Source organism: Mesorhizobium atlanticum, assembly GCF_003289965.1.
Classification (GTDB): domain Bacteria; phylum Pseudomonadota; class Alphaproteobacteria; order Rhizobiales; family Rhizobiaceae; genus Mesorhizobium; species Mesorhizobium atlanticum.
The window spans coordinates 688,139-700,420 of the sequence record NZ_QMBQ01000004.1; the positions used below are offsets into that span (position 1 = coordinate 688,139).

The 12,282-nt window shown below is 64.7% G+C and carries 11 protein-coding genes; 7 read left to right on the forward strand and 4 right to left on the reverse strand.

What is annotated here, in order from left to right; all coding sequences use genetic code 11:
• Positions 1–119: 119 nt before the first annotated feature.
• The 3 genes from rpe (at position 120) to DPM35_RS16930 (ending at position 3,422) form a co-directional block, all read left to right on the forward strand.
• Positions 120–797, forward strand: a complete 678-nt coding sequence (gene rpe / locus DPM35_RS16920) for a ribulose-phosphate 3-epimerase (RefSeq protein ID WP_112128380.1) — start codon at positions 120–122, stop codon at positions 795–797.
• Positions 798–1,060: 263 nt separating this feature from the next.
• Positions 1,061–1,795 carry a GntR family transcriptional regulator gene (locus DPM35_RS16925; protein WP_112128381.1) on the forward strand — a complete coding sequence of 245 codons (735 nt, stop codon included), beginning with the start codon at positions 1,061–1,063 and terminating at the stop codon, positions 1,793–1,795.
• A gap of 106 nt (positions 1,796–1,901) precedes the next feature.
• The gene (locus tag DPM35_RS16930) at positions 1,902–3,422 is read left to right on the forward strand and encodes a malonate--CoA ligase (RefSeq protein ID WP_112128382.1); all 1,521 of its coding nucleotides are present in this window, start codon (positions 1,902–1,904) and stop codon (positions 3,420–3,422) included.
• 304 nt (positions 3,423–3,726) lie between these two features.
• Here the strand turns inward: DPM35_RS16930 and nagA are convergent, their stop codons facing one another.
• From nagA to DPM35_RS16950, 4 genes are all read right to left on the reverse strand, one after another.
• Positions 3,727–4,887 (reverse strand): N-acetylglucosamine-6-phosphate deacetylase, encoded by a 1,161-nt coding sequence (nagA, locus tag DPM35_RS16935; RefSeq protein ID WP_112128383.1) that lies wholly within the window; start codon positions 4,885–4,887, stop codon positions 3,727–3,729.
• Positions 4,884–5,915: an SIS domain-containing protein gene (locus tag DPM35_RS16940; protein WP_112128384.1), complete on the reverse strand. Its 1,032-nt coding sequence runs from the start codon at positions 5,913–5,915 to the stop codon at positions 4,884–4,886. Before DPM35_RS16940 ends, nagA begins: the two co-directional genes overlap by 4 nt.
• On the reverse strand, positions 5,912–6,691 hold the full coding sequence (locus tag DPM35_RS16945; RefSeq protein ID WP_112128385.1) for a GntR family transcriptional regulator: 780 nt from the start codon (positions 6,689–6,691) through the stop codon (positions 5,912–5,914). The genes DPM35_RS16940 and DPM35_RS16945 overlap by 4 nt, the downstream gene beginning before the upstream one ends.
• 90 nt (positions 6,692–6,781) lie before the next feature.
• Positions 6,782–7,663: a glucosamine kinase nucleotide-binding domain-containing protein gene (locus DPM35_RS16950; protein ID WP_112128386.1), complete on the reverse strand. Its 882-nt coding sequence runs from the start codon at positions 7,661–7,663 to the stop codon at positions 6,782–6,784.
• 201 nt (positions 7,664–7,864) lie between these two features.
• Between DPM35_RS16950 and DPM35_RS16955 the strand changes: the two genes are divergently transcribed.
• The 4 genes from DPM35_RS16955 to DPM35_RS16970 all read left to right on the forward strand — a co-directional run bounded on the left by DPM35_RS16955 (position 7,865) and on the right by DPM35_RS16970 (position 12,212).
• On the forward strand, positions 7,865–8,815 hold the full coding sequence (locus DPM35_RS16955) for an N-acetylmuramic acid 6-phosphate etherase (RefSeq protein WP_112128387.1): 951 nt from the start codon (positions 7,865–7,867) through the stop codon (positions 8,813–8,815).
• A 117-nt stretch (positions 8,816–8,932) separates the two neighbouring features.
• A complete protein-coding gene (locus tag DPM35_RS16960) occupies positions 8,933–10,192 on the forward strand; it encodes an ABC transporter substrate-binding protein (RefSeq protein WP_112128388.1) in 1,260 nt (419 codons plus the stop codon).
• A 242-nt stretch (positions 10,193–10,434) separates the two neighbouring features.
• Entirely contained in the window at positions 10,435–11,364 is a 930-nt protein-coding gene (locus tag DPM35_RS16965; protein WP_112128523.1) for a carbohydrate ABC transporter permease, read from the forward strand.
• A gap of 8 nt (positions 11,365–11,372) precedes the next feature.
• Positions 11,373–12,212, forward strand: coding sequence for a carbohydrate ABC transporter permease (locus DPM35_RS16970; protein ID WP_112128389.1), 840 nt, complete (start codon positions 11,373–11,375; stop codon positions 12,210–12,212).
• Positions 12,213–12,282 lie beyond the last annotated feature (70 nt).

Below are 12,282 nucleotides of genomic sequence, written 5' to 3' on the forward strand. Positions count from 1 at the left end.
CGACGCGCTTTAGGTCTTGATTTTTATGCATGTCGTCTTCCCAAAACCGAGGACACTTTTGGGCGACATGCATTCGGCAGTCCTGACATTCGCGTCTGCAACAAAAACGAGCCCGACCCATGAGCAAAAAAACCCTGATCGCGCCTTCGGTGCTGGCATCGGATTTTTCGAAGCTGGGCGATGAGGTCGAGGCCGTCGCGGCGGCCGGCGCCGACTGGATCCATCTCGATGTGATGGACGGCCATTTCGTGCCCAACATCACCTTCGGCCCGCCGGTGATCAAGGCGATCCGAAACCGCACCAAGGCTTTCTTCGACTGCCATCTGATGATCGCGCCGGCCGATCCCTACCTGGCGGCCTTCGCCGAGGCCGGCTGCGACGGCATGACTGTGCACGCCGAAGCCGGGCCGCATCTCGACCGCTCGTTGCAGACCATCAAGAGCCTCGGCAAGAAGGCCGGTGTTTCGCTGAATCCGGCGACGCCGGAGACGGCGATCGAATATGTGCTCGACCGGCTGGACCTGATCCTGATCATGACCGTCAATCCGGGTTTCGGCGGGCAGGCCTTCATCCCGTCGATCGTCGACAAGGTGAAGCGGGTGAAGGCGTTGATCGGCAGCCGTCCGATCCATATCGAGATCGACGGCGGCGTCTCGGCCGAGACGGCGCCCCTGGTGACCGCGGCCGGCGCCAATGTGCTGGTGGCGGGCGCCGCCGTCTTCAAGGGCGGCAGCGTCGAAGCCTATAGGGCAAATATCGAAGCAATTCGCGCGGCCGCCGACAAGGCCTCCAGCTAAGTACACACAACCGTCCCGCCTCTCGCGAGAGCTGCAAAGCCGCAGCGCTCATTGAACGACTGTTCAGTATATGATGCATTGCAGCAATAGCGGTTTCTTTATCGAGATTCTACTTCACACATTCAACAAACCAACCGCCTTGTATTAAAGTCGAATATCATCGTCTTCCGCTTGAGCCCCCCTTGCCCGGCTGTATGATACATGTACGGGAAATTGCTTGACCGAGGGGCCCTGACAAAACTGGGCAAGCAATAGGAGTTCATTTGACACACGGAACTGCCGATCCGGGCGACGGCAAGGGCGCCAAGAGCACCCTGGCCAGTTCAGTGTACCAACAGCTCCGCGATGATCTCTTGCGCGGCGCGCTGGAGGCCGAGAGCAAGCTGCGTGTCGAGTGGGTCGTTTCCCGCTATGGGGCGGGCGCGTCACCGGTGCGCGAGGCCCTCAACCGCCTTGCCGCCGAAGGCCTGCTCGGGCGGCATGACCAGCGCGGCTTCTTCCTCATGCCCGTCAGCGCCGCGGAACTGGAGGAACTGACGCGGACGCGGTGCTGGTTGGAAGAACGGGCGCTCCGCGAATCCATTGCTCACCGCACAGCCGAATGGGAAGAACAGCTCGTGCTGGCCCTCCACCGCCTGGCCCGCGCCGAGCGTCGGTTGCCCGACGACCCGGCAACCAACAACCCGGAATGGGAGAAGCTGCATCGCGCTTTTCATCGCGCGCTGATCGCGGCATGTCGCTCGCATTGGCTGATCGGCTTCTGCGACCAGCTTTCCGACCAGGCCTCGCGCTACCGGCTGATCTCGCAGAGTGCGCCCGGGATGGGGCGCGACGATCTTGGCGAGCACCGCATCATCGCCGAGCGCACCTTGGATGGGGACGCCGACGGCGCGGTCGAAGCGCTTCTCAACCACTACCGCCTCACTGCCGCGATGTGCATGGAACGCTTCGCCCAGGGCTATGCCCCGAGGGCCGGTGCCAAGGCGCGCCGCAGATAGCGACTGACAACCATCCCGCAGTTTTTGCTCCGGCCGCCAAATCTGGTATTCGCTCAGGCGAGCGCAACGCATGTGCCATGCGGCGTCGGCTCGTGAGGAACATTGCATGACCAATCATCTTTTCGATGCGTTCCGTTCCCGCATGCCGGCGCCTAGCCGGCTGCTGATGGAGACGGATGACGGCCGTTCGATCACCTACGGCGACATGCTGGCAAAGTCGGCGCAGCTGGCGCATACACTGGCGCAGGCGGGCGTCGAGCCCGGCGATCGCGTCGCCGTCCAGGTCGAGAAGAGCCCGGAGGCGGCGCTGCTCTATCTTGCCTCGTTGCGCGCCGGCGCGGTCTTCCTGCCGCTCAACACGGCCTACACGCTGCCCGAGCTCGACTATTTCTTCCGTGACGCCGAGCCGAAGCTGATCGTGTGCGATCCGGACCGGCTTTCCGGCGTCGAGCCGCTTGCCGCGTCGCTCGGCGCCACGGTGCTCACGCTCGGCCGCGACGGACAAGGAACGCTGGCCAGCCAGGCTTCGCGGCAGGCGACGGACTTCAGCGATGTCGCGCGGGGACCGGACGATCTTGCCGCCATCCTCTACACCTCCGGCACGACCGGCCGTTCCAAGGGCGCGATGCTCAGCCACGAGAACCTTGCGTCCAATGCCCGCGTGCTGGTCGAGCAATGGCGCTTCGGCGCCGATGATGTGCTGATCCACGCGCTGCCGATCTTCCACACGCACGGCTTGTTCGTCGCCACCAACGTCATCCTGATGGCCGGCGCGACAATGTTGTTCGAGCAGAGATTCGACCCGGCGCGCATCCTGTCGCTGATGCCGCGCGCGACGGCCTTGATGGGCGTGCCGACCTTCTATGTGCGGCTGTTGCAGCAGGAGGGCCTGACGCGCGAGGCGGCAAAGACCATCCGGGTGTTCATCTCCGGCTCGGCGCCGCTCTTGGCCGAGACGCACAAAGCCTGGCGCGAGCGCACCGGCCACGCCATTCTCGAGCGCTACGGCATGACCGAGACCAACATGAACACATCCAACCCCTATGACGGCGAGCGGCGCGCCGGCACGGTCGGATTTCCCCTGCCTGGCGTTTCGCTGCGCATCACCGATCCCGAGGATGGAAGGCCACTCGCCCAGGGCGAGATCGGCATGATCGAGGTCAAGGGACCGAACGTGTTTGCCGGCTATTGGCGCATGCCCGAGAAGACAAAGGCCGAGTTCCGGGATGACGGCTTCTTCATCACCGGCGACCTCGGGCTGATCGATGCCGACGGCTATGTCCACATCGTCGGGCGCGGCAAGGACTTGATCATCTCGGGCGGCTACAATGTCTATCCGAAGGAAATCGAGAGCGAGATCGACGCGCTCGACGGCGTGGCCGAAAGCGCGGTGATCGGCGTCGCGCATCCTGATTTCGGCGAAGGCGTCACGGCGGTCGTGGTGCGCAAGCCGGGATCCGCGATCAGCGCCGCCGACATTGCCGGCGCCATCGCCGGCCGCCTGGCGAAATACAAGCATCCGAAGCAGGTGATCTTCGTCGAGGAGTTGCCGCGCAATACGATGGGCAAGGTGCAGAAGAACGTGCTGCGCGAGGCGTATAGGGATATCTACGCTAAAGCCGGCTAACCGGTTGGCCGAACCTCGGCTGGCTTGCCCGGGGAAGGATCGCGGACCTTGGACGTTAGCCAAACCCTATCGCGCGTTCGTCATCCTAGGGCGGAGCAAGGAGCGAAGCGACGCGCGCAGACCCTAGGATCCATGCCGTGACGCTAAGGTATTGCTAACGTTGTAGAATTCTGCACCGCTGCACCCTTCGCCACAGGCCACGGAATGGATCCTCGGGTCAAGCCCGAGGATGACGACGCGCGAGGGGCTCCGGCCAATCACGGACGTTTGCATTGGTTTCCCGATCAGCGGGTGGATCGAGTGCCTACGCGCCAAAAACCTTCTTGCCGTCGATCCAGACATTCTTCACGTCCAGCCCATCCGACAGCCCGACAATGTCGGCGGCGGTGCCGTTGGCGAAGCGACCGAGGCGATGGGCCTGGCCGATCGCCTCGGCGGGATAGAGCGAGGCCATGCGCAGGGCCTCGTCGAGATCGAGCCCGATAACGCGATGGACGAAGCGGATCGCGGAGATCATGTCGAGGTCGGCGCCGGCAAGCGTGCCGTCGGCGAGCCTGAGGCTGCCGTCCTTGCGGTAGATGGTGCGGCCGTTAAGGGTGAACGACGGCATGTCGGTACCGATCGTCGCCATGGCGTCGGTGACCAATACGATCTTGCCCGGTCCCTGCTTGCCGCGCAGGGCGAGGGTCATCGTTGTCGGATGGACATGGATGCCGTCGGCGATGATGCCGGCATACAAGCCGCCGGTGTCGATCGCCGCGCCCGCAAGGCCAGGCTCGCGGTTGCCGATCTGGCTCATGGCGTTGAACAGATGCGTGACCACCGTGGCGCCGGCGGCGGCGTAGGCGCTGGCTGTCGCGTAATTTGTGTCGGTGTGGCCGAGGCTCACGATAACGCCGGCCCTGGCCAGCGCGGTGACACGGACCGGTTCGACCGATTCCGGCGCGATCGTGGTGAGCAGAACCGGCAGGTCCTGGCGCGCGGCGATGAGCGCTGCCTGGTCCGCGTCGGTCATCGGCCGGATCAGCGCCGGATCATGCGCGCCCTTGCGGGCCAGGGAAAGATGCGGCCCTTCCAGGTGCAGGCCGAGGAAACCCGGCACCTTTTCCCGGGCCGCCTCGGCGCCGGCAGCGACCGCCGCGGCGGTGATCGCCGGCGTATCGGTGATCAGCGTCACCAGCAGCGCCGTGGTGCCGAAGGGCGCATGCGCCCGGCATATGGTCTCGATCGAAGCGACGTCGGGATGGTCGTTGAGCATGACGCCGCCGCCGCCATTGACCTGGATGTCGACGAAGCCGGGCACCAGCAGGCCACCGCCTGTCTCGACCGCCGGAACGCCGGTCGGAATGGCGCCGGCGGGCAGGATGGCCTCGACCACGTCGCCCTTGACGACAAGGGCGGCGTTGTCATGCCAGTCGGCGCCGTCGAAGATGCGGGCGCCGGTGAGTGCGAAACGGTCGCTCATACGGTTTCCGTCACCTTGCGCAAATTGCGCGGCGTATCGGGGTCAAGGCCGCGATGACGCGCGAAGGCCTCGACGAAGCCATAGAAGGACACGATCAGCGGCAGCGGATCGGTCAGCGGATGGCCGGTGGCGACATGGGGTAGAAGCCTCGCGGCCTTGGCCTTGTCGGAGGTGATGAAGGCGGCGGCGCCCTTGGCCGTCAGACCATCAGCCGCCTCGGCGACCGAGGGTTCCGATGCATCCCGCGCGGCAAGCGCCAGCACAGGAAAACCCGGTCCGACCAGCGCCAGCGGACCATGCATGACCTCGGCGGCACTGTAGGCCTCGGCATGCATGGCGCAGGTTTCCTTGAATTTCAGTGCCGCTTCGCTGGCGATCGCGAAGGATGGGCCACGGCCGAGGATGAACAGCGACTGCGGGTTCTCCAAAGCGCCGGCGAGCGCCATCCAGTCGCAGGCGATCGCCTTTTCGAAATGGCCGGGCAGGCCGGCGAGCGCGCTGAGCAGCGCCTGGTCGTCGGTGGCATGCGCCATCAGCGCGAGGCCGGCGACGGCCGAATTGACGAAGGTCTTGGTGGCCGCGACGGAGCGTTCCGGGCCGGCGAGGATATCGATGGCGTAATCGGAAGCCCGCGCGAGCGGCGAGTCGGCGGTGTTGGTGATGGCGACGGTGAGCGCGCCGCCGGCCCGCGCCGTTTCGGCCATGGCGACGATGTCCGGGCTCTTGCCGGACTGCGAGATCGCCAGACAGGCGGAGCCGCGCAGCCTGAGCTTTGCACCGTAGATGGAAGCAATCGACGGCCCGACGGAAGCGACCGCAAGGCCGGCCGTCAGCTCGACGGCATATTTCATGAAGGTGGCGGCATGGTCGGATGAGCCGCGCGCCACGGTGACGACGAAATGCGGGTCACGCTCGCGCAGGCCGCGACCGGCCTCGGCCAAAGCCGAAGCCGAGCCGTCGAGCAGGCGGGCGGCGGCTTCCGGGATCTCGTCGATCTCGCGCCGCATATGGGTGGTGTTGGCGCTCATGGCCGAATCTCCTCTCCCGGCCCGGTCAGCCGGAGTTCCGCGACGAAATCATAGGCGTCGCCCCTGTAGACCGAGCGGGTGAACTCGATCACCTTGCCGCTCGCCAGATAGGAAATGCGCTCGATCTGCAGCCCGGCAACCCCCGGCGGCACCTCCAGGAGGCGCGCATCGGCATCGCCGAGATTGGTGGCCGAGATGCGCTGCACGGCGCGCACCGGGCGATTGCCGGTCGTGCCAAGCGCGGCATAGAGCGAGGAGCCTATCGCTTCGGGATCGGGCAGGACGCTGGCCGAAAGCGCCGCGCGCTCGATCGCCAGCGGCGTGTCGTTGGCGATACGCAGGCGCGCGACGCGCGCCACCAGCTCGGTCGAGGACAGGCCAAGCACCATCATCTCGTCCGGTGACGGCGCATAGAGGCCGCGGTCGAGCCAGACCGAGCGCACCGTCATGCCGCGGCGCGCCATGTCCTCGGTGAAGGAAGTGAGCCGCGACAGCGACTGCTCGACGCGCTCCATGCGCGGCGCCACGAAAGTGCCCGAGCCGTGGCGCTGGACCAGGATGCCGCCCTTGACCAGGTCCTGCACTGCCTTGCGCACGGTGACGCGCGAGATATCGGCCTTGCTGGCGATGTCGCGCTCGGACGGCAGCGCGTCGCCCGGGCCGATCAGGCCGCGATTGACCGCTTCCTCGATGCTGCGCCTGAGCTGCAGGTAAAGCGGCGCGCCGCTTTGCGAGGATTCTTTCAACATGGCGAAGATCTGGTCGGCGGCGCTCATCGCGGCGCCTCCGGCAACATGGCGAAGATCTGGTCGGCGGCGCTCATTGCCGCGCCTCCGGCAACATGGCGAAGATCTGGTCGGCGGCGCTCATCGCGGCGCCTCCGAGCCACCTGCGAACAGGCGCACGGCCATCTGCACGGCGCCGCCCAGCGCATCGTCGAGCGGCGCTTTCAGCAGCGCCTGGTAGCGTGCCGAAAGGCGCGGCGCGTAAAGCGGCGCCAGGCCGCCGAGCAGGCAGAGCGGAGCGGCGTCGGCGAGATCGAGCGCGCCGAGCGAAGCCTCGACATCGGCCACTGCCTTGGTGAGGATGAAGTTGGCGACGAGGTCGCCCTTTTCGGCATGTTCGAAGACCTTTGGCGCGAAGCCGCCAAAATCGCCGGGCTTGGCGTTGGTGGTGAATTCGACCACGTCTTCCGGATTGTTGCGGAAGACGGCGAGCATGGCATCGGTCAGCGGCGAGCCCGGACGGATGCCGTCATAGGCGAGCAGCGTCTGCTCCAGCAGGTCGCGGCCGATGCGGGCGCCGCTGCCCTGGTCGCCGACCTGGAAACCCCAGCCGCCGATGGCGCGCGATTTTCCGCCCTTGCGCGCCATATAGGCGGTGCCGGTGCCCAGAATCGCCATGGCGCCATCACCGGAACCGACAGCGCCCTCGAGCGCGATCTCGGCATCGGTCTCGACCCGACTCCGGCTGAAAGGCAGGATCGTTTCGAGCTGCTGCCGGTAGGTGCCGACATTGGCGCCCGCCAGGCCAAGAATGGCCGGCGTGTGCGGGATCAGCTGCGGGTCCGCGCCGGCCGCGAGGAAAGCTTGCCTTGCCGCCTCGACGATGTTGGCGCGGGCGCCGGTCAGATCAGTGCGGATGTTGGCGGCGCCGCTCTTGGCGCGGCCGACGACTGTGCCGTCGACGGTCGCAAGGGCCGCCCTGCAGCTGGTGCCGCCGCCATCGATGCCAAGCACGAATTTCACGCGATTTCTCCTCGGGGTCGGATAATACCAATAAAATACCAATAGCCAAGGGTTAATTTCTGTTCAAAAAAGATTAAGCCGTACTTTATTGAAAAACCACGCTAATTTGCCGGCAGTCGAGGCGTGCCGGCTGAAATTCGTTAATGCGTGTGGACAAGTGGTATTTTTTTGGTATTGTTTGTTCAGGTCGGAGGAAAATGGATGGCCGAGACGCGCACGGAAGCGCTCCACCAGAATGCCGAGGGGCTGGATGTCCAGGCCCCGGAAGCCATTCTGGCGTTCCTGGCCAATGCCCAGATCGAGGCCGCCAAGGCCGTGCACGGGGCCATTCCGGCGATCGCCGTTGCAGCCGAACTCATCGCGAAGCAGTTGAAGAGCGGCGGCAGGCTTGCCTATGCGGCGGCCGGCAGCTCCGGCCTGATGGCAGTGGCTGACGCGCTGGAACTGCCCGGCACGTTCGGCATTGCGCGCGACCGCATCGCCATACTGATTGCCGGCGGCGACGATGCCTTCCGCACGCTGGCCGGCGGGCCGGAGGACGACACCGGGGAAGCCTCGGCGGCCGTTGCCGCCGCCGATATAGGCACCGGCGACTGCCTGATCGCCATCTCCGCCAGCGGCTCGACCCCTTACGCGGTCCAGGCGCTGCAGGACGCGCGCAGCCGGGGCGCGGCGACCATCGCCATTGCCAACAACCGGGGCGCGGCGCTGTTCAAGCAGGCCGACGTCGCCATCCTGCTCGAAACGCCTCCCGAGCTGATCGCCGGCTCGACGCGCATGGGCGCGGGCACCGCGCAGAAGATCGCGCTCAACATGCTGTCGACGCTGACCGCCATCCATCTCGGTCATGTCCATGACGGCTACATGGTCAATCTCAGCGCCGACAACATCAAGCTGCGCGACCGCGCCGTGCGCATGGTCGCCGCCATCAGCGGCAAGAGCCGCGACGACGCCATCCGCCTGCTCGAGGAGAGCGGCGGCGTGGTCAAGACCGCCATTCTGCTCGCCGCGGGCGCCGCCAGCGCCGACGCGGCCGAGAAGATACTGGAAGGAACCGGCCAGAAGCTTCGGCCGGCGCTTTCCGCGCTGGGGCATGATCCCGAAAAGTGGAACCCGCTTTTCGGAAAAGATCATGCCCTAACAAAGAAGTAGGGCCTGTTTCATCCCGATTTCCATCGGGCTGAAACGGGCTTGCGAGGGGAGCAAGGGGCGCTGAGCCTCTGTTCTCATCAAAACCGAACCTGAAAAAGGTCAACAGGGAGACTGACGATGAAGACCAAACTACTGACGGCCCTTCTGCTCGGCACAAGCATCCTCGGCACCACCGGGATGGCACTGGCCGAGGACGTGACGCTCAACATCGAAAGCTGGCGCGGCGACGACCTGACCATCTGGAAGGACAAGCTGATCCCGGCCTTCGAAGCCAAGAACCCCGGCATCAAGGTGGTGTTCGCGCCTTCGGCCCCGACCGAATATGACGCAGCACTGGGCGCCAAGCTCGCCGCCGGCTCGGCGGGCGACCTCATCACCTGCCGCCCCTTCGACAAGTCGCTCGAGCTGTTCAAGAAGGGCAACCTTGCCGACATCTCCTCGCTGCCCGGCATGGAGAACTTCTCGCCCGTCGCCAAGGCCGCCTGGCAGACCGACGACGGCAAGTCGAGCTTCTGCGTGCCGATGGCTTCGGTCATCCACGGCTTCATCTACAACAAGGACGCGTTCGACAAGCTCGGCCTCAAGGTGCCGACGACCCGCGACGAGTTCTTCGCCGTGCTCGACAAGATCAAAGCCGACGGCACCTACATCCCGATGGCGATGGGCACCAAGGATCTCTGGGAAGCTGCGACCATGGGCTACCAGAATATCGGCCCGAACTACTGGAAGGGCGAGGAAGGCCGCTCGGCCCTGATCAAGGGCGAGCAGAAGCTGACCGATCCGCAGTGGGTCGAGCCCTATAAGGAACTGGCCAAGTGGAAGCCCTATCTGGGCGATGGCTTCGAAGCGCAGACCTATCCGGATAGCCAGAACCTGTTCACGCTTGGCCGCGCCGCGATCTACCCGGCCGGCTCATGGGAGATCGGCCTGTTCAACACGCAGGCGCAGTTCAAGATGGGCGCCTTCCCGCCGCCGGTCGAGAAGGCCGGCGACACCTGCTACATCTCCGACCATACCGATATCGGCATGGGCCTGAACGCGGCGTCGAAGCATCCGGAAGAGGCCAAGAAGTTCCTGTCCTGGGTCGCTTCGCCGGATTTCGCCACCATCTATGCCAACGCACTGCCGGGCTTCTTCAGCCTGAACTCGACGCCGGTGAAGATGGAAGACCCGCTGGCGCAGGAATTCGTCTCCTGGCGCGGCAAGTGCAAGTCGACGATCCGCTCGACCTACCAGATCCTGTCGCGCGGCACGCCGAACCTCGAGAACGAGACCTGGGTTGAATCGGCCAATGTGATCAACGGCACCGATACGCCGGAAGCCGCGGCCAAGAAGCTGCAGGACGGTCTCGACAGCTGGTACAAGCCGGCGAAGTAAGAGCATTGATTGCGATGCCGGCCGGGCCCAGGCCCGGCCGGCGTTCAAACAGGTCCAGATAGCGATTGTCGGCGCAGCCTCCCGGTCCTACCCTCGATCTCGCGGGGAAGACGGAGCCGATCTGTCGCTGGCCTTGTCTTGCCCCGGAGGGGACAGTCAGGCCGTGCATCGAGGCATCAGCTAGCATCACCGAACTGGAACCCAGAGACGGCGGGGAACCCGAACTCATGGACACCGAAACCATGGCTGAAGAAACGCGAGCGAAAAGACCGATCCGCTGGCATGTCGGCGTCTTCCTGGCGCCGGCAGTGCTGGTCTACACGGCTTTCATGATCCTGCCGCTGTTCGGCACGCTCCAGTTGTCCTTGTTCCGCAACATCGAACAGTCACAGGTCTTTGTCGGGTTTGGCAATTTCCGCACGCTGTTCGGCGATCCGAACTGGTCGGTGAATTTCTGGAATGCGCTGCGCAACAATGTCTGGTTCTTCATCATCCACATGCTGGTGCAGAACCCGATCGGCATCCTTCTGGCCGCGCTTCTCTCCAGCCCGAAACTGCGCTTCACAGCCTTCTACCGTACGGCCATTTTCGTGCCGACGATCCTGTCCTTCGTCATCGTCGGCTTCGCCTGGAAGCTGATCCTGTCGCCGATCTGGGGCGTGGCGCCGCATCTGATGGATTTCGTCGGACTGAAGAGCTTCTTCACGCCCTGGCTCGGCAAGGAGCAATATGCGCTCACCGCGCTCAGCCTGGTTTCGGTCTGGCAATTCGTCGGCATCCCTATGATGCTGATCTACGCAGCCCTGCTGTCGATTCCCGACGAGGTGATCGAGGCGGCGGAGTGCGACGGCGTCACCGGCATGGCGCAGTTCTGGAAGATCAAGCTGCCGCTGATCCTGCCATCCATCGGCATCATCTCGATCCTGACCTTCGTCGGCAATTTCAACGCCTTCGACCTGATCTACACCGCGCAGGGCGCGCTCGCCGGACCGAACTATTCGACCGACATTCTCGGCACCTTCCTCTACCGCGCCTTCTTCGGTTTCCAGCTGCAGGTCGGCGATCCCAACATGGGTGCCGCGATCGCCACGATCATGTTCCTGATCATCCTGGCCGGCGTCTGCGTCTACCTGTTCCTCGTGCAGACGCGCCTGCGTCGCTACCAGTTCTGAGGCGCGTCATGAGCACAGCCACCCGTTCGCTTCCCCGCACCATCGGCGCCCACGCGATCCTTATCACCTACACGGTGATCGCGCTGTTCCCGGTGATCCTGGTGGTGATGAATTCGTTCAAGTCACGCGCGGGCATCTTCGGCGCGCCGCTGACGCCGCCGACGCCCAAGACCTTCGACCTGATCGGCTACACAACCGTGTTCGGTCAGGGCGATTTCTTCCACTATTTCCAGAACAGCCTCGTCGTCACCGTGCTGTCGCTGTTCTTCGTGCTTTTGTTCGGCGCCATGGCCGCCTTCGCGCTGTCGGAATACCGCTTCCGCGGCAACACGCTGATGGGGCTCTACCTGGCGCTCGGCATCATGATCCCGATCCGCCTCGGCACCGTTGCCATCCTGCAGCTGATGGTGGCGACGGGGCTGGTCAACACACTGGCGGCGCTGATCCTTGTCTACACCGCGCAAGGCCTGCCGCTGGCGATCTTCATCCTGTCGGAATTCATGAAGCAGGTGTCCGACGATCTGAAGAATGCAGGCCGCATAGACGGGCTTTCGGAATACACGATCTTCTTCAGGCTGGTGCTGCCGCTGGTGCGCCCGGCGATGGCGACGGTCGCCGTCTTCACCATGATCCCTATCTGGAACGATCTGTGGTTCCCACTGATTTTGGCGCCTTCGGAACAGACCAAGACGGTGACGCTCGGCGCGCAGCTCTTCCTCGGCCAGTTCGTCACCAACTGGAACGCGATCCTGGCGGCGCTCTCGCTGGCGATCCTGCCGGTGCTCATCCTCTATGTCATCTTCTCGCGGCAGCTGATCCGCGGCATCACCTCGGGAGCGGTGAAGTGAGCGAGGGGGTGCAATTCCTACTAGGTCAGCGCTTCACCCCACCCGGCGCTGCGCGCCGACCTCCCCATCG

Bases quoted from the DNA above. Each gene is read 5' to 3' on its own strand.
- nagA (WP_112128383.1), bottom strand. From the start codon at position 4,887: ATGAGCGACCGTTTCGCACTCACCGGCGCCCGCATCTTCGACGGCGCC.
- DPM35_RS16970 (WP_112128389.1), top strand. From the start codon at position 11,373: ATGAGCACAGCCACCCGTTCGCTTCCCCGCACCATCGGCGCCCACGCG.
- DPM35_RS16955 (WP_112128387.1), top strand. From the start codon at position 7,865: ATGGCCGAGACGCGCACGGAAGCGCTCCACCAGAATGCCGAGGGGCTG.
- rpe (WP_112128380.1), top strand. From the start codon at position 120: ATGAGCAAAAAAACCCTGATCGCGCCTTCGGTGCTGGCATCGGATTTT.
- DPM35_RS16940 (WP_112128384.1), bottom strand. From the start codon at position 5,915: ATGAGCGCCAACACCACCCATATGCGGCGCGAGATCGACGAGATCCCG.
- DPM35_RS16945 (WP_112128385.1), bottom strand. From the start codon at position 6,691: ATGAGCGCCGCCGACCAGATCTTCGCCATGTTGAAAGAATCCTCGCAA.
- DPM35_RS16930 (WP_112128382.1), top strand. From the start codon at position 1,902: ATGACCAATCATCTTTTCGATGCGTTCCGTTCCCGCATGCCGGCGCCT.
- DPM35_RS16965 (WP_112128523.1), top strand. From the start codon at position 10,435: ATGGCTGAAGAAACGCGAGCGAAAAGACCGATCCGCTGGCATGTCGGC.
- DPM35_RS16960 (WP_112128388.1), top strand. From the start codon at position 8,933: ATGAAGACCAAACTACTGACGGCCCTTCTGCTCGGCACAAGCATCCTC.